We start from the raw sequence: 25,335 nt of genomic DNA on the forward strand, positions 1-25,335 counted from the left end.
ATTGCCGGGACAGCAGCATTTCCTGTTAAAATCGGCTGTCTTTCAGCGGGGAAATTCTGTACGCAGAGTATGACGAGCGATGGCCGTCAACGCCTGGATACCATATGGGATCACGGCATCATTAAAGTCATACGCTGAATGGTGCAGCGGCTGGCCAGGCGCCGACCCAATCCACAAATACGCCCCCGGTTTTGCCTGTAACATAAAGGCGAAGTCTTCCGAGGTCAGCGCCGGTTGTCCGGCCTGATTCGCTGTCATCCCCGCCTGTTGTAACGCCTCCAGCGCCAGCAAGGCTTCCGGGCCGCTGTTGATCGTCGCCGGGTAATAACGCAGGTAGTTGACCTCGGCATGCAGACCGTGCGCAGCGCTGATGTGTTGCGCCATTTCACGCATCCGTGATTCGATAATATCCTGCGCCGCCGGGCTGAAGGTGCGTACCGTGCCGGTAATGCTGGCTTCCGCCGGGATCATATTGTGCGAGAAGCCTCCCTGCATACGGGTGACGCTGAGTAACGCGGGTTCGCAAGGATCAAGCGCTCGTGCCACCAGAGCGTTGAGCGCCACCACCAGCTCGCTGGTTGCCAGTAAGGTGTCGCGCGTCAAATGCGGCTGCGCGGCATGACCACCGCCGCCGCGAATAGTGATATCGAAACGATCTGCCGCTGCCATAATGGCCCCAGGGCGCGTCTGTACTTCGCCCAATGGCAGATCCGGCCAGTTATGCAACGCGTAAACGGCATCACAGGGAAAGCGAACAAACAGGCCGTCATCGATCATCGCTTTTGCTCCCGCCAGACCTTCTTCCGCAGGCTGAAAGATAAACACCAGCGTGCCATCAAAATCACCCTGCTGTGCCAGCGTCATCGCCGCCCCAAGCAGCATTACCGTGTGCCCGTCATGCCCACAGCCGTGGCAAATGCCCTTTATGGTGCTTTTCCATGCCTGTGTACCGTTATCTGCCATTGGCAGCGCATCCATATCAGCGCGCAGCCCTATCATCCGGGTGCTGCTTCCGCGTTTCAGTACACCGACCACCCCCGTTCCTCCCAGACCGCGGTGCACCTCAATGCCCTGTTCCTCCAACACGCGCGCCACGATGTCGCTGGTGCGTGTTTCCTTATACCCCAGCTCAGGATGGGCATGCAGATCCCGTCGCAGAGCGACTAATTGTTCCAGTTGCATTTCAGTATCCCCGGTTACGATCGATCATACCGATCATCGGTTCACCACGCTGATAGCGGCGCAGGTTATCAAGCAGCGCAACCACAGCGCTGCCGGTGTGTGTTTCACTGGCGATATGGGGTGTCAGCCAGATGGCCGGATGGCGCCAGAACGGATGCCCGACTGGCAGCGGTTCGGGAGCGGTGACATCGATTACTGCGGCACTGAGCTGCCCGCTATCCAGCGCCGCCAGGAGATGATCGTCATTAAGCTGTGGCCCGCGTCCAACCTGTACCAGCGCAGCGCCAGAAGGCAGTTGAGCAAAAAGTTCGGCATTCAACAATCCACGCGTATCGTCGGTCAGCGGCAGCAGACACACCAGGATATCGCTGCGTGCGAGAAATACCGCCAGTTGTTCGTCACCATGCCAGCAACGTACGCCGTCGATCTTATGTTGCGTTCGGCTCCAGCCCGCACAATCAAAACCAAGCGCCACCAGTTGTTTCAGACAGGCTTGCCCCAGTTCACCGAGGCCCATTACCCCAATACGACGCTCCCCGGCGGTATGAATTTTGTGGGGGTGCCACTGCTGCTCACGCTGTTGACGCAAGTAACGCGGTATATCACGATGCAAGCCAAGCACCGCGAAGGTGACGTATTCCACCATACCCTGCGTCAGACCCGGCTCAATCATGCGCACCACCGGCAAGTCCGGCGGTATCTCGCTGAGATCGAACTGATCGGCACCCGCGCCAACCGACATCAATGCTTTCAGGTTGGGAAAGGTTGCCAGCAGATTTTCCGGCAGTTGCCAGGCAATCAGCATCTCCACCTGTTCTGTCGGGCCGGTTTCCGGCCAGATATGCAACTGGATATCCGGCGCATGCTCGGCCAGCCAGCGTTGCCAGTGTGCGCCGCGTAGCGGATCAGATTTATAAACAATATGCATCACGCCATCGCCTGGGTCATTAACCCAAACGCCTGCATACCACCGTCCAGCGGCGACCAGACCGTTCCCCGAATCATCGTTACCGGTGCGTCAACCTGCGCCATTCCCAACGTTTCCAGCCATTCCGCCAGCGGCAATGCGCCATCGGTATCAATACGCACAAACTCGCCGCCCAACCCTTGCATCAGCACCGCAACCAGAGGTTGCGCCACCGACAAGCTTTCGGCAATCACCGGTCCAATCGCCCAACCGTGACCGAAACGACGCAAACTCGCAAAACCGTGGATGCGCTGCTGCGCATCTCGCGCTATCACGGTCAGGTGATCGCTAATCAGTTGATTTATCAAGTGTGGACGCCACATCCCATGTGCCTGATGATCGAGCTCGGTCAGCAGGCTGGCATCGCTGGCGTCAGCTTTACCCAGCGTCAATTCGGGTGGCAGAGTCACAGCGGGCACGGTCGCCAGCGCGCGGGTCTGGTGCTGCTGGATATGCCCGGTCACGTTAAACCCCAATTTGGCATACAGACCTTTCCCCATTTCCGTAGCATGCAGCCGCACGTTGTAGCCGGGAAATTTTTCCAGTTGCGCCAACATCAGTTGTCTACCGATGCCACGCCCCTGATACTGGTCGTTAACCATCACCAGCCCAATAGTGGCAGCCTGCTCACCCCAACGCCAGCCAATAGCGCACCCGAGGAAAGCGCCCTCTTCTTCCGCCACCACGCCTTCTCCTAAAGATAGCGCCTGGGCCCAGTCTTCACGGCGATGTGGCCATTTCAGATGCTGTGTCATGGCAAACGCCGGTTCGATGTCATCCGCGGTCATCGCGCGTAATGTAATGCTCATGCGTGCTCCTCACATCATGCCTGGCGCGTCAAGGCCGCTGCCATCAACCAGACGGGAATAGCGATAAGGTGTGGGATCCACAACTGGCGTACTGTCGGTGGCAAGATCCGCCGCCAGGCGACCGGCGCCCGGTCCGATACCAAAGCCGTGCGCGCTAAAGCCTGCGGACAACACCAGTCCCGGCATTTTTTCCACCGTTGATATCACCGGGATCGCATCCGGCGTGCTGTCAATCATCCCTCCCCACGCCTGCGCCAGCTTCAGATTCGCCAACGCCGGATACTCTTTACGCATCGCTGCCAGGCCATCTTCTATGGTGCTGCGATCCGCTACGGGATCGAGAATGCGCACCCGCTCAAACGGCGACTGGCGATCAAACTCCCAGCTTCCCAGCGCCTCCGGGCCAGACAGGAAAGGCCTGATGCCAATATTGAGTTTCAGGTTCTTACGTCGACTTTTGAAAGTCGGATAGAACTGGCGCGCATAACGAAGGCCCTGTGCCCCAGGCTCCAGACGGCCACGGCCTGAAACTGAGACGGTATAGCTACCGTCAAGCTGCGGCCGACAGGCAAAGCCAGGGGTGTATAAGGGTATTGCAATCGCCTGCTCAATTGGCTGAGTACGGAAGGCTGTACCAATTACATTGCCGAGCGGCAGATCGATGCCGTGGCGGCGGCAGAACATCGACGTCCAGGCGCCGGCGGCGCAAATTACCCGGCTGGTTTTGATTAAGCCGCGTTCCGTCCAGACGCCGCTGACCCGCCCGGCGGCGATATCCAGACCACGTACAGCGCACTGCTGGAACACCAGCGCGCCCAGACGTTGTGCTCCGATCACCAGACCGGCAGACGCCAGCCGCGGCTCGGCATGACCGTCGGTGGGCGATGAGACGCCCCCCAGCCACTGAGTCGTGCTGCCCGGCGTCATCGCTTTTGCCTGTTCGGCACTGAGCATATCGCTGCGCACGCCATAGTTTTTCGCCATCTTCCCCCACGCCTCCCAGGCGGCGAGATCGTCCAGATTGCGTGTGGCGTACACCAGCCCGCTACGACGAAATCCCAGCTCTTCACCGGTTTCAGCGTTAAGTTCGCCCCAGCGTTGCAGGGCATGAATGATCAGCGGCAACTCGCGCTCGTCACGGTTTTGTTGGCGGCACCACCCCCAGTTGCGGCTGGACTGTTCGGCACCTACTAACCCTTTCTCTACCAGCACCACCTTTAACCCCTGTTTCGCCAGTTCCCAGATGGCGGCGGAACCGGCAATACCGGCGCCAATCACCACCACATCAGCAGACGCCGGGAAATCAGCACTGTCCTGTACATAACGAATCGGTGCAGGCATAACGTTACTACCTCGATGTTGTAAACATTAAATACCGCGCGGCAAATCGCACCGCAGCGGCGTGTACAATTTTTATTCTGCTTTCAGGATTTCTTCATGCTCATCAAGCCAGCCCTGGCGTAGCTCTGGCACCGCACGCTTCAGCCGCTCAAAATAGAGATCGCTGCCGGGTTTGTCATAGTCCGCACGCGCGATTTGCGTCATGATGCGACCGCTCTTCATCACCACGATATCATCACATACCGAACGCACCGCATGCATGTCATGGCTGATAAACAACACCGACAGGCCAAGTTCACGACGTAGTTCGCTTATCAGATCCAAAACTGTCGCCGCCACCACGGTATCGAGCGCGGAAGTGACTTCATCACACAATATCAGATCCGGTTCTGCGGCCAGCGCGCGAGCCAGATTGACGCGTTGTTTCTGACCACCAGACAGCGCCCCAGGACGCCGCCACAATACGCTGTGCGGCAGTTTGACCAGATCGAGCAACCGGTGCAGGCGCTGCGTGAGCGCCGCCCCCTGCACCCCGTGGAACAGTGCCAGTGGACGAGACAGAATGCGCTCAATGCTGTGTGCCGGGTTAAGCGCGGTGTCTGCCATCTGGAAAACATACTGAATACGACGCAGCTCATCGTCAGGCCGCTTATGCATATCACCGTCAATGTAGTGACCGTTAAACAATATATGGCCCTGACTCGGCGCGTTCAGCCCGGCAATGGCATGTGCAAGCGTCGTTTTTCCGGAACCGGATTCTCCGATAATGCCAATCGCCTGCCCTTTCCACAGCTTCAGGTTGATGTCTTCAAGGATGCGGATTTTCGGTTGTCCTTCTCTGTCACGTGGACCATAACCGGCACACATATCGCGCACTTCCAGCAGCGGCTGCCGCTCAGCTGTGGCGGGGCACCAGTTACTCAGGCGTTCACTCTGGCGCGCGGCATCCATCAACAACCGGGTGTATTCCGCCTGCGGCGAACCAATCAACCGTTCAGTCGTGCCGTATTCAGCTATTTGGCCACGTAGCAGTACCAGAATGCGATCGGCCATTTGCGCCACCACAGCCAAATCGTGGCTGACGTAAATGGCGGTTACCCCACGCTGCGCCACCACCCGCCGGAAAGCTTTCAACACTTCCACCTGCGTGGTCACATCCAGTGCGGTAGTTGGTTCGTCGAGGATCACAACGTCAGGATCGCCAATCAATGCCATCGCCGTCATCAAACGTTGCAGTTGTCCTCCGGACACCTGATGCGGGAAACGGTCGCCGATGCTTTCCGGATCAGGCAACGCCAGTTCACGAAACAGGGCTATCGCTTTCTTTTTCGCTTCCTTACGCCTCATGGTGCCGTGGATCACCGCAGGCTCAATAACCTGATCGAGAATACGCATGCCAGGGTTAAACGAAGCCGCTGCGCTCTGCGCGATATAAGCCACCTTATTACCGCGAAATTCGCGCAATTGGCCCGGAGAGAGACGGTGCACATCGGTGCCGGCAACATGGATAATGCCATCAGCGATACGACAGCCATGGCGAGCATAGCCCATCAGTGCCATCGCGATGGTGGTTTTGCCAGAGCCGGATTCGCCAATCAGCGCCAACACTTCCCCTTTTTGCACGGTAAAACGTATATCGGAAACCAGATCGATCTCTTCGCCTTTGTCCGTATGCGCCGTAACGCGCAGATTCTCGACGGCGATCACTGGCAACGCGGTGTGTAGAGTCACGTTCATGCCCCCTCCTTCGCAAGGGTCAGCGGTCGCATCATCTGCAGGCTATCAATAAACAGATTGGCACCAACGGTCAGGCTGGCAATTGCCACCGCAGGCATCAGCACCGCTGGCGAGCCATCAAACAACCCCTGAATGTTTTCTCGCACCAGCGTTCCCCAGTCAGCATAAGGTGGCTGCACACCCAGGCCGAGAAAACTCAGGCCACTGAGCAGCAGCACGATATAGACAAAACGCAGACCAAAGTCAGTCAGCATCGGATGCACCATGTTCGGCAGGATATCGTGGACCGCGATATACCAACGGCTCTCGCCACGTAATTTCGATGCCCGCACGTAATCCATATTTCGCAAGCTGCTGGCCATAGCAAAGGCGATTCGAAATGCCCCCGGCCAGTAGGTGAAAACCGCGGTGAGGATCAGAATCGGCAACGAAGAACCAAATACCGCTACGATCATCAGCGACAACACTTTGCCCGGCAGCACCAGCAGCGCATCGTTAACACGCCCCAGCACTTCCTCCAGCCAACGGCCGGCAACGGCTGCCAGCAGAGCCAGCACGGTGCCAATCAGGCTGGCTCCTAGTGCGGCGGTTAACGCCAGGCCGATGGAGAACCTGGCGCCGTACAGAATTCGGCTGAGGATATCGCGCCCGAGATAGTCGGTACCGAGGATGTTATCCGCAGTCATGCCGCCGAGCATCGGACCACCGCCAATATCATCGATGCGGTGCGGTGCCAGTTGCGTACCGAATAGCGCCATCGCAATCCAGAACAGCGAGATCAGCAGGCCGATGCGTCCTGAGACCGATAGCGCCTGGAAAAAGCGCCAGGGAAGAAGCAAGCTATTCATCAGTTCCTCCATTTCGGGTTAAAAGCGATGGTGAGAATGTCGGCCGCCAACAGCAACAGCAGATAGCTTGCGGCAAACAGCATCACGCAGAACTGCACCACGGGCAGGTCACGGTTGCTCACCGCATCCACCATGGCACTGGCGAGGCCGGGATAACTGAAAATCGTTTCGATGATGATCACGCCGCCAAACAGATACGAGAGGCTAAGTGAAATGGAGTTAGCAATCGGCCCGACGGCATTCGGCAGCGCGTGACGCAGTACCGCACGCAATGGCGACACGCCTTTCAACCGCGCCATTTCCAGGTACGGGCTATCGAGCTGATTGATGATGGCAGCGCGCGTCATGCGCGCCATCTGCGCAGCCAGCACGCAGCATAACGTCAGCACCGGCAAGGCGTAAGATTTCAGATAGCTAAGCAAATCCATATCCGAGCTACCGAACGACATGGCCGATACCCAATGCAGCTTCACGGCAAAAATCAGCACCGCCACCGTCGCGACAAGAAATTCCGGAACAGCCACCGTCGCCATAGTGCTAACCACCAGAAATCTGTCGATCAGCGAGCCCCGGTTCATGGCGGCCGCAATACCGCTCACCAGCGCCAGCGGTACGCAGATCAGCGTGGTTATCGCCGCAAGTTCGAATGTGGCCGGAATGCGTCGGGCGACCAACTGCACGACCGGTAAATGGCTGGCAAACGATATCCCAAAATCGCCATGCAACATTCCGCTAAGCCAACTGAAATATCGCACCGGCAGCGACTGATCGAGGCCGAGCTGCTGACGTAACGCCGCCACCGTTTCCGCTGTGGCGTTTTGCCCCAAAATCATTTGCGCCGCATCTCCGGGCAGCAGGCTGGTGATAAAAAACACCACCGCCGAGACGATAAGCAAAGTTAGAATGCCCGCGCCGACGCGACGGGCAATCAGAAACATCATGTATCGGTTCATCGGCGTACTCCTCTATGAGGTTCAGATATCAGGCGGAAAGCCAGGCAAATTCATGGAAGCGGTATCCCATCATCATGCCTGTCGGCCAGGCTTCCACTCCTTTGACCTTCTTACTGTAACCATCGGTTGAGCTGATGAATGTCGGGATAATGGTGCCACAGTGGTCGTAAATCAGAGTCTGCATATCGCCGTACATCTGCTTACGTTTCGCCTGATCGCGTTCGCCCCGGGCTGCCACCACCAGTTGGTCAAACTGTTTATTCTTCCAACCCGACTCGTTATTGGCGCCATTGGAGAGATAGAACTGCGAGAACAACATATCCAGAGTAGGACGCGGGTTGATAGAGCCGTAACCAACCGGATCTTTGGTCCAGTGAGTTGACCAGTAGCCATCGTAAGGGACACGGCGTACCTTAAAATTGACGCCAGTATTGCGCGCGACCTGCTGAATCAATTGACCGCCCTCCACCGCGCCTTCGATATTCGGCGTGGTGATAATTTCGACGTTAGCGCCGACCATCCCCGCTTTCTTGAAGTGAAATTTGGCTTTTTCCACATCCAGCGGACGTGGTTTCAGATCGGCGTTGTACAGCGGATGCCATGGCGGAACTGGAGTATCGTTCGCTACGTCTCCATAGCCCTGGAGCACGGTTTTCACCAGCATCTCTCGCGGTTGCAGATATTTCATACCCAGGACGAAATCTTCGCTGCTGCCCGGTTTCATGTCGGTACGCACTATCAGATTGGTGTACATTCCGGACTTGCTCTCCAGAACGCCAAAATCAGAGGTGGCTTTGATACGTTTGCAATCAGCCGCGCCCAGCGTGGAGACCATGTGCAGATCGCCCGACATCAGTGCATTGACGCGCGCGGCCTGATCGGTCACGCCCAGCAGTTCCACTTCGTCGAGGTGCGGTAATCCGGGTTTGAAGTAGCCAGGGTTCTTCACCCCCACGGAACGCACACCCGGCGTGAATTCTTTCAGTTTAAATGGCCCGGTGCCGATACCTTTACTGAAATCTTTGGTGTTATCCTGCACGATCAGGAAAGGCGCTGTCGCCAGCATATAGGGGATGTCGAAGTTAGCCTGGCTCAGCACCAGTTGTACTTCGTTATCATTGATTGCACTTAAGTTGGAGAACTGTTCCGCCAGTTTAAACGCATTGGAGGCTACCGCCGGATCTTTGTGACGGCTCAGAGAATAAATCACATCTTTCGCGCTGAGCGGTTTACCATCGTGGAAAGTGACGTCTTTACGCAGCTTAATCTGCCAGGTGATACCGTCATTTGATTCAACGGATTCGGCCAGCGCCGGATGTACCTGCATGTTTTTATCCAGCTCAGTCAGGCCACTGTAAAACATAAACTGACGAGTGTAATCGGCACTGTTATTGCCTTTGGCGGGATCGAGAGTATCGGTTGCCGAGGCATTGGACATCGCCGCACGTAACTTACCTCCCTTAACCGGCGTTTCAGCCGCAAACCCCATTTCCGGGAAACCGATTACCCCGGTACTCATTACTGCTCCAGCGCACAACAACTTCATCAGGCTACGACGGGACAGCGAACCTTCGGTCAGCACTTGCGTCAGAGCCGGATTTACAGCGTCAGATTGTTTCTTGAATTTACTCATCTGCACACCCTCAATATGAACTGCTGCTATTTAGATAGTCGTTACTGACGCCCTGGCGCGGCCATCATCATGGTTCAATCAATCGCCTTGCGACAATGTCGCGTAACGGTTTGTCACGACACGATTTATCGCGTAACCAGAGCGCAGAAATAATCAGGAGATCCGATCCTTCGCTTTGTAGTACAAACCCGCGAGAGGTAAAAACCAGGGTTTCCCGTGGTAACCGGGCAACGCGGGCCATGCCTCGCGCAGCCAGGGATTTTCATTTCGTTTTTCTGCTATCACATCGGCCATTACCCTGCCCATCCATGTTGACATCTGCGTGCCATGCCCGCTGTAGCCAAGGGAATAAAACACGCCGTCGTGCTCACCGGCATGCGGCAGTCGATCGGCAGTCATATCCACCATGCCTCCCCAGCAGTAATCAATGTCCACATTGCCCAGTTGTGGAAACAGTGCCGTCATCGCGGCCCGTAACACCTGGCCGCTACGGGTATCTGAGGTTGGATTGCTCACAGCAAAACGGGCACGTCCGCCAAATACCAGGCGACGATCGGCGGTCGTGCGGAAATAGTTGCCGATATTCAGCGAGGTGACATAGGTGCGATCCCGAGGCAGTATCTGATTCAGCAGGCCATCGTCCAACGGTTCGGTCACTACAATGAAGCTGCCCACCGGCACAATACGACGCTGAAACCACCGGAATGGCCCTTCGTTAGAGACGCCTGTCGCCATCAATACTTTGTCAGCAATAATCTCGCCTTTGCGGGTGGTGATACGATGACGATATCCATCAAGGCGAGTCATATCGCTAACTTTATGGTGGGGGAAGATCTTTGCGCCACTACGCGCGGCAGCCTCCGCCAGACCGATGCCAAATTTTCCCATATGCATCTGACCACCACGTTTTTGCAGCAGGCCGCCGTGAAAAGCATCGCTACCGACTTCACGACGAATCTCGTCTTTGCTGATAAGCTCGATCTCCGGATCGACGGTGTCGCGCATCAATTGCCATGCGCTGCGTAGCCCAGAAAAATGCGTGGCTTTGCTGGCGAGCTTCAGCTTGCCGCACAGACGAAAATCACAATCGATCTGTTCTTCACGGACCAGTTGCTCAACGTAGCTCACCGCATCATCGTACGCGCGATAAAAGCGGCTGGCCTGCTCCAGCCCCTGGCTGGCGACCAGCGAGGCGAAGTTTTGCGCCACGCCGGTGTTGCAGTGGCCACCGTTGCGTGCCGACGCCTGACTCATTATGTCGCCACTCTCCAGCAGCACCACATCAATGCCAGCACGCGCCAGATTAAGCGCAGCCGAGATGCCAGTAAAACCGCCACCAATGATCACCACGGAGGCGGTTCCGGGCAGCGTCTCTCTTGCCGCACCGTGAAATTGCGGTGCAGTTGCCTGCCAGAAGGATTCGAGTTTCATTGGGCTGCCCTCCCGGCTCAGAGACCAACCACTGCGGGCAATCCACCAATATCTTTAATCTCGGTGTAACCGTAAGCGGAGTTGGCAGGATCGTGACCGCGATTAACCCACACTTTGTGGGTAATCCCCATGTCATGACAGGTCATCAAGTCGTAACGCAGACTGGATGAGACATGCAGGATCTCTTCCGGGCCGCAGTCGAGTTTTTCCAGCATGTACTCGAAGCCCTTCATTTGCGGTTTGTATGCCCCAACTTCTTCGGCGGTGATCGCCATATGGATCGGCGCGCCCAGACGAGGAATGTGATGCGACAGCAGGTCAGTCATTGAGTTGGAAAGCAGTACCAACGGAAACGCCTGCGCCACCTTTGCCAGCCCTGCGGGCACATCCGGGTGGGGGCCCCAGGTGGCGCAGTCGGTGTAGATAAAATCGCTGTCTGCCTTGTCCCAGTGGACTCCCCACTTTTTGCAGGTACGCTGTAGCGCATTGCTCACCACCTCGTAATATGGCTTCCATGCGCCCAGCACTTCATCGAGGCGGTAGCGGGCAAAATCGATGATAAAAGACGGCATAACATCCGGCGTCACACGCTCTTTGAAGCAACGCTCAGCTGCACCCGCCATGTCAAAGTTGATTAAGGTGCCGTAGCAATCAAAGGTGATGTATTTTGGTTTACACAATGCCATGACTCGACCTCGTCGTTGTCTGATACGTAAATTAAAAATCGATTAATACGCTTTTCTGGCGCTGGCAGGCCTGAAATGCCTGGCGCCCCAGGTCTTTGCCGACACCGGAACCGAGAAAACCGCCGGTAGGGATGATAAAATCGCCGGAGCGACCATAGCGGTTGATCCAGACGGTGCCCGATTCAATGGCCCGCATGGCGCGCATCGCTCGTGGAAGACTCAGGGTGTGCACCCCGGCGCACAGGCCATAAGTTTCATGTGCGGCAAGGTGGAGCCCTTCATCTTCATCATCGAACTCCTGCACGGTGAGCACTGGACCAAAGATCTCCTGCTGCACTGCCGGGTTGTCCGGCGCAACACGGCATAACAGCGTTGGCTGCCAGAACCAGCCTTCGTCGGTGTCGGCAAAACGCTCGCCGCCCACCAGCACCTCCGCGCCCTCGGCTTGCGCCGCGGCAACCACGGACGCCACTTTATGACCCTGACGCTCATCGATCAGTGGTGAATAGCGGCTGTCAGCCCGCCAGGTGAGGCCTGGCCGCGGCTGCTGGCACAGCGCCACCAGTCTGTCGAGTAATGGTCGGGCGATGCCACGCTGTACGATCAGGCGCGTCCCGGCCACGCAGGCCTGGCCGCCGTTAGCGGTAAAACCACGCAGAATGCGTTGCGCCACCACCTCGACATCCCCTGCATCATCAAACACGACCTGCGGACTTTTACCGCCCAGCTCAAGAGTCACCGGTTTCATACCATGTTGTGCCGCGTCGCTCATAATGCGCGAACCCGTGACAGTAGAACCCGTGAACGAGACTTTACGCACCAGCGGGTGCTTCACCAGCGCGCTACCGGTGACGGCACCACTACCCTGTACAATATTCAGAATGCCTGCGGGTAAACCGGCCTGTACCGCCAGTTCCGCCATACGCACGGTGGAGAAAGGTGTCAGCTCAGAGGGTTTCAGCACCACCGCATTACCTGCCGCCAGCGCCGGGCCACATTTCCACGACGCCATCGACAACGGGAAATTCCACGGCGTAATAGCGCCAATCACGCCATAGGGCTCGGAGATCAGCATGCCAAGACTGCTCTGCTGGGTGGGGAACAGATCACCACTGTATTTATCCGCACACTCGGCGTAGAAACGAATAGCCTCTGCAGTGAACGGAATTTCATGCTGCACCACGTCGCTGATGGGGCGGGTTGAACCGAGTGCTTCGAGTTGCGCCAGTTGCCGATCGCTCTCAATCAAATCTGCCCAGCGACGCAATACCTTGCCGCGCTCACGCGGTGGACAACTGCGCCAGCCACTGACGGTGAGCGCACGATGAGCGATACTGACGGCACGATCGACATCTGCCGCAGAGGCTTCGCTCAGCGTGGCGTAGACTTTGCCATCCGACGGACGCTTAACCGCAAACTGTACGCCCTGGCTATACTGGTGTTGACCATCGATATAATGCCCGGCGGGTAAAGAAACTTTTTCAGGGTCGAAACTTAACATGAAAAATCCTTATTTTTCACACCCATCATTAGTGTGTTAATTAAAATGCTCATAACCGTCACACTTCAAGTTGCATAAGTATTAGCCGCACTCTTTTCTCACTCCCTTCATATAACTCTCCGGGCTTCCGGGATTCACTTTCTTACTATCGTCCTGTAAAGCGAATTATTTGGGTATGATTACGCAGGATGTATGCTGCTAGTGTTCTAATGCAGAAAGCATGCCAGCACAGAAAAAAATATTAATGCATAAAAACAGCGCAAAAAAAATTTTCTGCCGAATTGACAAGGGAAATCTCACGGAATTGCCGAGCAATTAAATAGATGATTTTATTAACAAACATGACGCATTACTTTGGTGCGATTTACCGGAATTTTGCACCAGAATGGAGAATTAGCAAAAATGTTTAAGGTTAAGTACAAAGTAAAAAATCGGGGTTACAGGTGGTATTGAGTCCGCCTCACTGGTGCGTACTAAATGCCCTGACAATAGGTCTCCGCCTGTTTTTAAAGATCTAAATCCGCAAAAATAAAGCACTGTTACTGGCCAGCTCGACAGGAGATATTTATGCAGATATAAAAACGCCTGTTACTAAAAGTAACAGGCGTTCGGATGGCTGTTGAGAATTTAATCAGAGATTGCCAATATGGAAAGTTTTTTGCTCCAGGTACTCTTCAATTCCATAACGTGATCCCTCACGTCCTAATCCGGATAATTTAATCCCTCCAAATGGCGCGGCATCCAATGAAATGGCGCCAGTATTAAATCCAACCATACCAAATTCCAGCGCTTCAGCTACACGCCAGGCCCGACGAATATTTTCGGTGAAGAAATAAGCGCCAAGACCGTAAGGTGTATCATTGGCCATTGCCAGCGCCTCGTCTTCTTCATCAAAAATAAATAGCGGCGCCACAGGGCCAAAAGTTTCTTCATGGGCGATACGCATTTTACTGGTGACATTACCAAGCACAGTTGGCTGGACGAAAGTGCCATTTGACTGGCTGATACCCCCTTTCAGCAAAATTGCGCCCTGACTCAACGCATCGTCAATATGACTATTGACTTTTTCGACCGCGCGGTCATTGATCAGTGGCCCGATGGTGGTTTGCGCCTCAAAGCCGTCCCCCACTTTCAGGGCATCCACCGCCTCCAGCAAACGCTGGCTGAAACGTTCATAAATACCACGCTGCACCAGAATGCGGTTGGCGCAGACACAGGTCTGACCGGCATTACGGAATTTACTCGCCATGACGCCGGCGACGGCAATATCTAAATCAGCGTCGTCAAAGATGATTAACGGCGCGTTGCCGCCCAGTTCCAGGCTCAAACGCTTTACGCTGTCGGCACTTTGTTGCATCAGTAATTGTCCGACCCGCGTAGACCCCGTAAAGGAAATTTTGCGCACCGTGCGGCTAGCCGTCAATGTCTTACCAATCTCGGTAGGCAGTCCGGTCAATATCTGCAGCACACCACTCGGGAATCCCGCCCGTTCCGCCAGCACCGCCAGCGCCAGTGCAGAGAGCGGTGTCAGCTCAGAGGGCTTAACAATAATCGGACAACCCGCAGCCAGCGCCGGAGCCACTTTGCGGGTGATCATGGCAATCGGGAAATTCCATGGCGTTATCGCCGCTGACACCCCCACAGGTTGCTTCAGTACGATAATACGGCTGCCTTCAGCTGGTGCCGGAATGGTGTCGCCATAGATACGGCGAGCTTCTTCGGCAAACCATTTCACAAAACTGGCCCCGTACAGCACTTCGCCTTTGGCCTCCTGGAGTGGCTTACCCTGCTCGGCGGTCATAATGATCGACAGGTCATCTGCATTATCGAGGATCAACTGATGCCATTTCTCCAGCAGCGCGGCGCGGGTGGCATTCGGGGTTTTACCCCAACGGATACGTACCGATTCGGCATACTCTATCGCCTGTTCCGTTTCATCAGTGCCCAATGCCGGAATGGACGCCAGCATCTCTTTAGTTGCAGGATCAATTACCGTTAACGTCGAGCCATCTCGTGCATCCTGCCAACGGCCACCAAATAGCGCCTGTTGGCGCAATAACTCCGGATCTTTCAGTTGAATTCGTGACATGCTCTGCCCCTGTATCTGTGTCACTTTACTTTAACGCGATGACACAGCGCAGGATGTTTTTCTGCGATAACGAAATAACATAGCCAGGTGTTTTGCGGCAGGAAAAGAAATTTTATGCTGTGGGGAGATATGCTGGCATCAAACAGACGCCAGAACAGGATTTACACGAGAAGGTTCTCATGTCGATGAGTCAGGGAGGCGGACGCGGGATCTGCACATCAATCTGTATGCTGTACTGAGGGCCGAACTTACAGTATCGGAATGGAAGATCAGGTAAATGACAATTTACACCGTCACTGCTCCGCCAGCAGTCCAGTTTGATTAAACCGAATAATCACCGGCTGGAAACAGCGAACAATGCAAATACCCGCCTGATTTATTTTCAGTCCACACTGGAGATTGCCGGTCACTGAAAGAGTCATGAGGCTGTTTAACAGATGTGAGTAAGCGTGGGAAAGGGAATAACCCTTTAATAAAAGGCAAAAAACCAGACGTCAGTAGACATCTGGTTTCTTTAAATTGGCTCCTCTGACTGGGATCGCCTTTGCCAGTAACTGGCTGTTTAGTAAGCTAAAGTAAAAATTATGGGTTGTCAAGACCACCAGAATGACCACCTATTTTTTCTGGTTTTTCCTTTCTGTATTTAAGTCGAGTACTATGGTTTGTACACCACCTTATCTATGCTTTCCTTCAAACTCAGATAAAGCGCAAAAAAGCTGCGGTAGATAAGCCAAGGATTGCTACATAACATCAGGAGCCAGATAAATGATGGAAGGTCAACTAATTTTCTGTTCGGATTCGATCCTGCGCTTTCGCTCTGACTATGATGAAACAACAGCACTTCCGTTGCTATCAATCCAGAAAACTATTTCAGATACCGATCCCTTTTTTCTTCTCAGGTTCTTTCGTCATACCGTGATGATTGAAGAAGGAACAACACTGGCGAATATCTTTTTTGCCATTGAGCCTTGGAAGGAACTGCTAACTGCTTATTTGGATCGGGATGTTGGGGCCTATATTGACGAAGTAAGAAAACCATCCAAACCCACCACATGGAATCTGGAGTGGATTGGCATTGATCGCCGAAGCTCTGTTTACCGCGCATATCAGCATCAGGATATGGGAGACGGTGAGGATTTTACAGCTTGGTTCAATCGTGAGCGGATCCCCACCGACGAGTTTGATATAGAAAGTAGCTGCGATGCTTCCGGTTTTATCAAAGGTGATAAAGAACGCTGGAGCCTTAGCGAAAATGTCCACGAAATTAAAAACCTACCTGTAATCCTCTACAACAAGCAAACGCTGATGACCTTGCAGAAGGATGAGTTGCTAAGAGAAAGTATCTCTGGGGTGAATAGTACCGATCGTAGCCGTTTCGTTTATGGGGATACCTCTTTTTCCTTCTATGAAGTGATGGAAGCCATTTTCATTAGCGGTTTGTTCTTCTATAACCCAAGTGCTGCTACGAGCTGCTTTGACGGATTAAAAAATAGTCTCAATGGACTGGAAAGCGAGGTATCGAAGGAGACTGAATCTAATCTCACTGACGGTGGAGAAGATAAACAGCTAAAAATAGAAGTTGCCGATGGGGCCTTTGATTCCCTGATTACCCACATGGAGTCTGAAACCGAAAACTGGCAACTTATCAAAAAACGATGCCAAAATGAGAGTTCTTTGCCACTCAGGATTGGGGTTATTACACTGGCAGAGCCGCCGGAGTTGCGCTTATGTGGAGTGATTTGCCGGGATAGCAGCGGCGTTTAAGTTGTTATCGATTTCTGTAATGATCTTGAGGCAGAGGTTGAATTTATGTCACTGTTTCAGCGAGAAAAAAGGATCTCCAGCTATTAATCTGATATAACAGCATGGATACTGAACGAGAAAAGCCGAGGTGAGCTTTATCATGGACAATGTCACACCTACACCGCAGCAGTTTACTAGCCCACTAAGCTGCATATTGTTAAAAATCAGTAAATACCAGCCGAATTTGCATCTTACCCCTAATGAGTTTAGTTATCTGGCGGCGATGGCGATGTGGGGTATGGAGGAGTCAGGTGTCGAATCAAATAGTGAGCATTACTTTGTACAATCCGGCTACGATGAGGCCACATGTCACAGCATCATCCGTTACGTTGATGAAAGAATAAATGAGGATCCTAATACCTCCGATGTTCGGGTTAATAACTTTCTGAAACGAGCGCTGGAGCAGGGATTGTTGTCACTGGCCGGAATGTCTGTCGCTGATGTGGGTGGAACATATCGTCTGACTCAGTTAGCGCATGATTTGTTAAAACCTTTCCAACAATCTGATGAATTAGAGGATAAAGAAACATTAAGCCAACGTTATCTGAGAATTGATCAGGAACTGTCCAGTTTAAATGCTGCCAGCGATGGAGAAAAAATTACTGATAGTGAATGGTTGGTGAAGGTAGACCTTTTTTTACCGAGCTTGAAGGATCTGCTGACGGGCGTTTTTAAAAATCAGGAATTCCTTATCTCTAAATTTCATTCAATGCGCTCCGAGATACAAAATGAAATTGGTGTTTCTCTGGAAATGGAAATTCAGCAACTTCTGGAAATAATACGTACGCTGGCTGGTCAGATCAACGATTTGAGAATGTTAGTAATGAACCGTGCCGATGCGGTATTAATACAACTGGAAATTTTGCAAAATACAGTCGTAAAAAAAGGTGGGGCTCAGCGATTAAAAAATACATTATCCTCTTTGTTTGGTTCATTAATGGATGTCCGAGAATTCGCTAATCATTCCTTAAGGGATTTATCCGGATTCTTTAGCAGCGTACTGGACCGTATACGCATCCGTATCGCGTTAGATCCCAATGCTAATCTGGGGTATTTAATCGATCGTACTATCGAGTTGTTTGGTCGGTCATCATGGTCGTTAGCATTACCTTCGACCGTTAAGCTAATGCAATTACGTGAATGGGACACACCGCCGCCTCCGGCGGATAATGCGTTGTTCCTCGATGATAATGATGATGAAGAATTGGTGCGGGAGATGCCTGCGTTTCAGTTAGAGAGTTTCGCAAGGGAGTTTGTTGAAAAGGCATTAAGTGATAATAAACCGGTGAGTAACGTTTCTGTTATCAGAAATATTTTAAGTAAATTCCCATTCAATGAAACGGTTCGCTTTCGCTTGGCACAGTGTACAATAAAAGAACTGATGAAACAGAGTGACAATATCCAGGATGATATTTCCCCGGAATGGGTTTTAATGGATGAGTCAGCAAATTACGAAATCGAAGAGCAATGGCTAATTTCACAAGGTGATCTCAATGACTGAGCTTGAATCCACACAGGGTGATCAATTTAATACATTTCTGGATGTGATGAAATCACCTCTATTCCCCGTTGTAGATTATAAATTACGTAGAGGGGTTAATATATTACCTGCGGATTATATGCTGTATTCATTTGTTAATCAGGCATTTAATCCGCTTTGTGAATATTACGACTGCTTGTCTTTATCTCTATGCTTTTCCAATGAATCTGTTTATTACTTACTGCCTCAGCGCCGTGGGAAAATACCATTAGAGCGATTTAATGAGTTGCAGATGGTCACTGGTTTGATTATTGTTGCAATGGAACTCGAAAAACAGCTTAGCCAAAAAGAGTGGTTCACAACGAATCAACTACTGGAGCGAATGAGTAATCAATTATCTGAAACCAGAATGCTGGAGTTATTCCGCCGTCGTCCTGGGCAACAGACCCAATACGATTTATCTAAAATCCAGGATGAAATCAGAAAGGCGCTTATAGTATTCGATCGCTATGCTTTTATTCAACTCTCTAAGGATCGGCAATCCTTCCAGACAACACCCGCTATTTATCGTTTTATTGAACCGCTGCGAGGATTACAGCAAGAGTCAGAAATTCCACAACGCCTGGCTGAACTGATTCAAGAGGGTTATCTGGTCAATATTGATGAGGCAGCGCGGGATAGTGTAGATGAAGATTTGGCAGAGAGCGATCGTTTCTCTGCCGAAGAAGAAATGGATGCAACGGGTGATTTATTTGCTTCCGGGACTCATGAAGGGGAACAATTGTGAACCATTACCCTCTGATACGTAGCCTTAGTATTGTCAACATTAATGGCATTATGGCCCGAACGTTAAATCTGGTGAATCCTCACGCACTGCGTACATCGCGACAGTATGGTGGCACCGTTTCATTGTTGGGCAATAATGGTGCGGGAAAAACGTCTTTGTTGGGCGCGTTTATGTTCAGCCAGATCCCTGATATTCGCTACATTAGTTTAGGGACTAAGGATGATTTCAAAGTTTCAACATCAATAAAAGACAGCGAAATGTTTCCACGCTTAGGGCAGCCCAGTATTGTTGCTCTGGAGATTGAGGCCCGAGGGACAGGCCACCGGCATCTGTACGTCGTTAGGGCTGAAAAAAAGACAGGAACAACACTAGAAACCCAGCTATTTTGTTTGAAACTTCCCGATAGCGTTAACCCACTGGATTGTTTACTTGATCGTAAGGGACAAGTGGCTCACCCGGTAACAACAGATCAGTTACGCGATAAAGCAGCACTATTAGGATGCGCTATTCAGTCATTTAAAGACCCAAATGCCTACATGTTGGCACTGTTTCAGCATGGCATTTTACCCCGAGCCTGTCAGTCACCCGATGATAAATACCGTCTGGCCCAGATCCTTCATTCGGCAATGGCCGGGCGTCTGGATAAATCGATAGAAAAACATCTCAGCGCTTATTTAATGGCTCATACTCGCGGGAATATACATTCCGTAGTGAATATGGTGCATGAGTCCATGATCAAAGTCAGGCTTACGCAGCAAGACCTGCAAAGTTATCAAAAGGATTATCAATTTTTTAATTCATTACTTACGTTGAGCTTATCATTTTCAGCCAATACGTGGTCAGTTATTGAGAAAACGCTGGCGATGAATGATGAAGAGCGCACTATTATTCAGAAAGAAAAATATCGGATTGAACGTGAGCTGGAAAAAATTGAGGAAAGCCTGAGTTCCCTAAGGCGTAAGGAAGACGCCATAAAATCGGAACAGTCAATAGCGCAACAACAGATGAGTGATATTGAGCCCCGGCTGTTATGTGCTCGTGATGGTAGGATTTACTTTGATCACGAGCAAAGAGCAATTGGTGAACTGAATAAACTTGAACCTCAGTTAGAGAGTGCGGAAGAAACAAGCAAACTCCAGCAAGGCATTGTTGATGAGCTGGAAAGAAAAAAAAGTGAGAATGAAGAAAGCCAGCTACGCACAGCCAAACAGCTGTCTAATGTCGTGTCGCGTTATGACGTTGCTCAGAAAATGGCATCGCAATATAACCACGCAAAACAGCTCTATGATGAGATTAACCAATGGAATATGGCTTTTACGCTGTCTGAATTAACCACATTCATTGAACAGTTAGCGAATCAGGAAAAAGAGGCGGGGAATGCCCTCAACCATGCAGAGCGCCAATTACGATCTCATCAGGAAATCCTGAATGCTTATACTTTCGCCGCAAACAGCGCGCGAAAATTGGGGGATAATATCTCTCCTCCAGACGCTCAGCGCTGGTTTAGGGAAAAATGTGCTCAACTGGAAAAATGGCGTATCGAAGACGCTCAACTTAGTGGGCGACAACAGCATCATAAAACGTTATTGAGCGATCATCAAAAACAGCGGCGTCTCCAGCAGCGGCTTCGCGATGCAGGCATGCTATCGCTGCCATTGAGCGATGAGGATTTTGCGCAGCAACTGGTGATGCAACAAGAGCACGAATTGCGCTTAAATGAACAAAAGGAACAATTAGCGCAACGTCAGACCGAAGTACAGGAACAAATTAAGCAGCTTGATATCGATATTGCACGCTATGAGCAACAGAGTCAGCAGTGGCACCAATATCAGCCATCAGTTAGCTATTTACGTACTATTTTTCCTGATGATGATTTGACACCGCAACGCTGCGAACAACTTATTCTTGACCATGCGTTACGCATTAAATCACTTCGGCAGATAGTCATTGGCTACGAAACGGAAATAAAACAATGCCAGGGGCGTCGTGACAAACTGAGTGGAAGAGAAGCTGGGAGTCTTGAGTATTTACGGACTCTTGCCGCTGACGTATCGGGAATATCGGTTGCTGAACTGTACGCAGATATCGAAGTACAGGACGCCGGGTATTTTGAGGCGGCATTAGGGCCGTTAATGTTCGCTATACTTGTCAATGGTGATGTCGATGATGCCGCCAGACAATTGCTTACACAATACGATGAGCAATGGCCGCTTCCCGATATTTTGTTGATCAGTGTCACCCAGCCTATAGACGTTTTGCGCAACGAACCGTTCGAGTCGGAATTACTTTTTAAAGATATCACCGACCAATATAACACGGAGGAGAGTATCCTCCCGCCCTGGTGTGTTATAGATGAATCGCGTTACCGCCGTATCAGTCAGATACGTTCAGAGCCCGTATTAGGTGATAAAGCCCGCGAGGCGCTTATCCTTCAGTTGGACCAACAGATTCAACTGGCGGAAGAAAAGAGCGAGACGCTGGAACGTGAGATTGAAGACGTTGAACGCCACAACGAACATCTCAAGGCCGTTAGCGCGGCCCCCCCATTTATCTGGGATGACGAACCACCGCTGGAGGATACTCGCCGACAGCGAAGTCATCGTCATACCGCTCTGACAGATATTGAAGAAAAACAGAGAAGCGTGTCCAGTCAGTGGAAAAAAAGCCGGAATCTCTTACTGGCGCTACAGGAATGTGAACCAGAGAGTAAAATCCTGTTTCGGGATTTTCCACAGGAACTGACCGAGATTGGTGATCAGATAAAGCGGGCTGAAGCTGCCGGGCGTGATATTAAACGCTATCAGCCGTTAATTAATCAGATAGAAAAAGAGTATCCGTTACTACGGGAAGAATACCCGGAGAATATAGCGCAAGTACGTCAGCAGGTTGAGCAGAACGAGAAAGTCTGGCAAACCTCTGCAATGCGAGTTCGACTGGTGAAAGAGTTAGACAGTGTGCGTGCTCACCTTAACCAGGAATATGCTAATGCTCAGAAAATACTGGAAGATGAAGCCCAAGCGCAAATCCTCTTATCAGACGATCAAAAACGACTGGAACAGGATGGCGAACGGATTAAACAGGAACTCAGAAATGCAAAAAATGAGTTAGCTGAAAAAAATAAGTTTTATTCAGATATGATATCCGCGATTACTCGCTACCGCCAGAATCGTGATGAGGCTAAAAATGATCTGGATAATTTGCCATTTCCCTACACATTCGGTCTGGAAATTAAACTTGCCTCACAGCTCGCGCATTTACAGAGCCAACTTGAAAAACTGAATAACAATTTAAGAGAGTGCTATACAAAAACGGCTGCGTTGCATCAGCAACGCTCAAAAGAAGAATTAAACCTGACAAATCAAAATAACAAACTTACTGCCCTGACAGAAAAAATTGAACAGATAACTAAGCAGCGCAACGGAATTATAAGTGCATTAAAAGCCGATGGCTCTTATGGTGAGCTGGAACCTGTAATGCGCGAAATGCTGATCAATGGCAAAGTACCATCACCGGGAGCGCTTTTGCTAGTTGATCAATCATTGCTGACTCAACTGACCCGGTTAACTATTGAATATTCTATTTCTTCAGCCGACCCCTTTATGCGGCAATTAGCGTCCTGCGGTCAGGATACATCTGACATCGCTGAAGTCTGTGCCACGCTTTACAGCCGCGCAGTGGCGCTGTTTCGCCGCCGTGCACGGCAGGATATCCAGCGCACTACACAGCCAAGAGAAATGTTGCAGGCGTTATCTAAGGCGGCGAAAGACGCACAGATCATGTTGGTTGAAACCGAGGCTGCGTTCCAGATGCGCCGGGATGAACTGGCCGACGCTCTATCGCGCCGGATTAACGATGAAAAAAGGGCGATAAGCCGGTTAAGCGCTGAACTTACCGGAATTGGCTTTGGGCAGGTTGCCAGTGTGCGTCTGGAAGCCAGGACGGTTAAGCATTTTCAGGATACCCTGAACGCCCTGAAATCAGGCGGATATGGTATGGACGATCTCTTTTCCACGGCAGGAACCGTTACCGAAGCGCTGGCTGGCCTGTATAAAAAAATCAATCAACATGAAATTGATGGTTCACATTTGCTGGATCACCGTAATTATCTGGATGTAAAAACGCTAATACAGCGTCGTGGCGCAGAGCAGTTTGAACCACTGAACGCTTCCAGCCTGTCAACCGGGGAACGAATCGGCTCCGGGCTGGCGGTGCTGATTGCCGTGCTCAGGCACTGGGGACGTAGCTCTCACGGTAACAAAGAGCCTTTCACTTTGCCGCTGGTGATGGACGAGGTTTCCCGTCTGGATGCCGCCTCTCAGGCGACAGTCCATGAACTGGCGGTAAGAACCGGGTGCCAGATGTTGGTTGCGGCCCCGGAAACGTTAGGAAAAATTACCGGAACCGGCTACCAGTTGGTGCGCATAGTCAGGACAGAGGACACGGGAGCCAACGGGCAAAGTGTTACGCACCATCAGGTGAAAATTACCGGTGTCCGCGACGCCCAGCAGTTGCCATTTGACGTTGATAGCTATCTGGCTACAGCAGAGAATGCTGAAAGTGACGAGGTGAAAGCAATTTAATGCATAAGCAACTGTTTCAGTTAGGTTTCCCGGTCAGTGAACTTGGCGATATTCTTCAGCAACTGAAAGAACGGCAAATGATGTTCGAAAATGATAAGGAAAAGTTGCTACGAAATTATCTGGCTGAACTGGGTATTATCATCCCTTTCACGCGCAATCGCTGGCGGCTGGTGGAAAGTGAACGCCTGGAAATCCTGCTGGTGCAGGTGCAGCAACAGATACAACAACAGATCATTGGCAGAAAAGAGCATCGTCCGGCTATCCCACGGCGAATGCAGAGGATCCATCATAAATCAGCGTCGGCATGGCGAGGTAACAGTAAAGCAAGTCTGAGCCAACCCTTAGTCAAAGGGCAGACCGTTACCTATGATGATATCTTACGACTTCGTAGCCAGGGGACGGCGCTGCGGCTAACGTTTACCGGCAATAATAGGGAAAACGTTTTGTTTGCCGATGATGAAAGTCGATGGCGTTCGGAGTGTTGTTTGCCAGAACGAATGCTACTTGATTTACTCTCTGTGGACATGTCATCGGCACAACTGATCATGACCGTTGAAAATTTAGGTGCTTATGTTGATATGCCGCTTGTTGATGGTTTGATACTGATTTTTGCTCCCGGTCTGAATTATCAACCCGCCTGCCGGTGGATTTCGCAATACGGGCAGGATATACCTTGGGTACATTTTCCCGATCTCGATCCGAATGGATTGACGATTGCCCGACAACTATCCCACTCATTGGCCCGAGCCTGCCGGATCTGGTTACCGGACTTTTGGCCGTCAGCACACCAGGTTAATGAGGTGATTGGGGCCGGAAAACATGCCTGGGATACCGCGCCGGATTGTCCTCAACTTACGCAATTAAGGCAGGAACAGCGCTGGATTGAACAGGAGGTGCTGGTTGTGGACTATCGTTTTAATGCAGCGATGCAGAGGTTGGTTAATCATTCTGGTGATGAAATAGTACTTATCGAATCGACGGAAAGCTCAATTGAACAAGATGTGTAGAAAAAAGAAATTAGACTTGTAAAATTCATAAGGGATAATTTGTATTAGCTCAGACCTGATCTGACAGTTACCGGTTATTTATACAGGTATCTGTCAGATTACATCTGGCTTAAATTTTTCTCAGCCCAGATGCGTTTTCCATCAAGTAACGTTTCTATTGGCGTCCGGCCGCAACACATTTTCCCCTGATGGGTTCGCTCATTATTATAGTGAGCCAGCCATTCATCAAGATCCGATTGTAATGCTTCAAGATCGCCATATAACTTTTTGCGGAACGTCACCTGATAAAACTCGTTCAGTATCGTTTTATGGAACCGCTCGCAGATGCCGTTGGTCTGCGGTGACATTGCCTTCGTTTTCGTATGCTCAATGTCATTTATCGCCAGATAAAGCTGGTAATCATGCTGCTCCACTTTGCCGCAGAACTCAGTGCCTCTGTCGGTCAGTATCCTCAACATCGGCAGACCCTGATACTCATAAAATGGCAGCACACGATCATTC

The 25,335-nt window shown here is 51.6% G+C and carries 18 protein-coding genes; 5 read left to right on the plus strand and 13 right to left on the minus strand.

All coding sequences use genetic code 11. From position 1 onward, the window contains the following. Positions 1-42 precede the first annotated feature (42 nt). The 12 genes from FE839_RS14795 to FE839_RS14850 form a co-directional block, all read right to left on the minus strand. Complete coding sequence (locus tag FE839_RS14795) at positions 43-1,182, minus strand: M20 aminoacylase family protein (protein ID WP_138361562.1); 1,140 nt, start codon at positions 1,180-1,182, stop codon at positions 43-45. A 1-nt stretch (position 1,183) separates the two neighbouring features. Continuing rightward, a complete protein-coding gene (locus tag FE839_RS14800) occupies positions 1,184-2,110 on the minus strand; it encodes a 2-hydroxyacid dehydrogenase (RefSeq protein WP_138361581.1) in 927 nt (308 codons plus the stop codon). Then, a complete protein-coding gene (locus FE839_RS14805) occupies positions 2,110-2,958 on the minus strand; it encodes a GNAT family N-acetyltransferase (RefSeq protein ID WP_138361563.1) in 849 nt (282 codons plus the stop codon). The genes FE839_RS14800 and FE839_RS14805 overlap by 1 nt, the downstream gene beginning before the upstream one ends. 9 nt (positions 2,959-2,967) lie before the next feature. Further along, positions 2,968-4,299: an NAD(P)/FAD-dependent oxidoreductase gene (locus FE839_RS14810; RefSeq protein WP_138361564.1), complete on the minus strand. Its 1,332-nt coding sequence runs from the start codon at positions 4,297-4,299 to the stop codon at positions 2,968-2,970. 72 nt (positions 4,300-4,371) lie between these two features. After that, positions 4,372-6,036, minus strand: a complete 1,665-nt coding sequence (locus FE839_RS14815) for an ABC transporter ATP-binding protein (RefSeq protein WP_138361565.1) — start codon at positions 6,034-6,036, stop codon at positions 4,372-4,374. Then, entirely contained in the window at positions 6,033-6,884 is an 852-nt protein-coding gene (locus FE839_RS14820; RefSeq protein ID WP_138361566.1) for an ABC transporter permease, read from the minus strand. The genes FE839_RS14815 and FE839_RS14820 overlap by 4 nt, the downstream gene beginning before the upstream one ends. Continuing rightward, on the minus strand, positions 6,884-7,837 hold the full coding sequence (locus tag FE839_RS14825) for an ABC transporter permease (protein WP_138361567.1): 954 nt from the start codon (positions 7,835-7,837) through the stop codon (positions 6,884-6,886). Before FE839_RS14825 ends, FE839_RS14820 begins: the two co-directional genes overlap by 1 nt. Positions 7,838-7,865: 28 nt before the next feature. Next, complete coding sequence (locus FE839_RS14830) at positions 7,866-9,470, minus strand: ABC transporter substrate-binding protein (protein WP_138361568.1); 1,605 nt, start codon at positions 9,468-9,470, stop codon at positions 7,866-7,868. 153 nt (positions 9,471-9,623) lie between these two features. Then, positions 9,624-10,901 (minus strand): NAD(P)/FAD-dependent oxidoreductase, encoded by a 1,278-nt coding sequence (locus FE839_RS14835; protein WP_138361569.1) that lies wholly within the window; start codon positions 10,899-10,901, stop codon positions 9,624-9,626. 17 nt (positions 10,902-10,918) lie between these two features. Next, positions 10,919-11,587, minus strand: coding sequence for a haloacid dehalogenase type II (locus tag FE839_RS14840; RefSeq protein WP_138361570.1), 669 nt, complete (start codon positions 11,585-11,587; stop codon positions 10,919-10,921). A 31-nt stretch (positions 11,588-11,618) separates the two neighbouring features. Continuing rightward, positions 11,619-13,088 (minus strand): aldehyde dehydrogenase family protein, encoded by a 1,470-nt coding sequence (locus FE839_RS14845; protein WP_138361571.1) that lies wholly within the window; start codon positions 13,086-13,088, stop codon positions 11,619-11,621. Positions 13,089-13,719: 631 nt separating this feature from the next. After that, positions 13,720-15,177 (minus strand): NAD-dependent succinate-semialdehyde dehydrogenase, encoded by a 1,458-nt coding sequence (locus FE839_RS14850; protein WP_138361572.1) that lies wholly within the window; start codon positions 15,175-15,177, stop codon positions 13,720-13,722. A 768-nt stretch (positions 15,178-15,945) separates the two neighbouring features. Between FE839_RS14850 and FE839_RS14855 the strand changes: the two genes are divergently transcribed. From FE839_RS14855 to FE839_RS14875, 5 genes are all read left to right on the plus strand, one after another. Continuing rightward, positions 15,946-16,941 (plus strand): hypothetical protein, encoded by a 996-nt coding sequence (locus tag FE839_RS14855; protein ID WP_138361582.1) that lies wholly within the window; start codon positions 15,946-15,948, stop codon positions 16,939-16,941. Between the two features lie 139 nt (positions 16,942-17,080). Next, positions 17,081-18,481, plus strand: a complete 1,401-nt coding sequence (locus tag FE839_RS14860; RefSeq protein ID WP_138361573.1) for a hypothetical protein — start codon at positions 17,081-17,083, stop codon at positions 18,479-18,481. Further along, positions 18,474-19,247: a chromosome partition protein MukE gene (locus tag FE839_RS14865; RefSeq protein WP_138361574.1), complete on the plus strand. Its 774-nt coding sequence runs from the start codon at positions 18,474-18,476 to the stop codon at positions 19,245-19,247. The genes FE839_RS14860 and FE839_RS14865 overlap by 8 nt, the downstream gene beginning before the upstream one ends. Beyond that, positions 19,244-23,827, plus strand: a complete 4,584-nt coding sequence (gene mukB, locus FE839_RS14870) for a chromosome partition protein MukB (RefSeq protein WP_138361575.1) — start codon at positions 19,244-19,246, stop codon at positions 23,825-23,827. The genes FE839_RS14865 and mukB overlap by 4 nt, the downstream gene beginning before the upstream one ends. Further along, the gene (locus FE839_RS14875; protein ID WP_138361576.1) at positions 23,827-24,834 is read left to right on the plus strand and encodes a Wadjet anti-phage system protein JetD domain-containing protein; all 1,008 of its coding nucleotides are present in this window, start codon (positions 23,827-23,829) and stop codon (positions 24,832-24,834) included. The genes mukB and FE839_RS14875 overlap by 1 nt, the downstream gene beginning before the upstream one ends. A 98-nt stretch (positions 24,835-24,932) precedes the next feature. Here the strand turns inward: FE839_RS14875 and FE839_RS14880 are convergent. Then, positions 24,933-25,335 (minus strand): integrase core domain-containing protein (locus FE839_RS14880; RefSeq protein ID WP_138361577.1); only part of this gene is annotated, 403 nt, incomplete at its 5' end.

This window comes from Klebsiella indica (genome assembly GCF_005860775.1).
Classification (GTDB): Bacteria; Pseudomonadota; Gammaproteobacteria; order Enterobacterales; family Enterobacteriaceae; genus Klebsiella; species Klebsiella indica.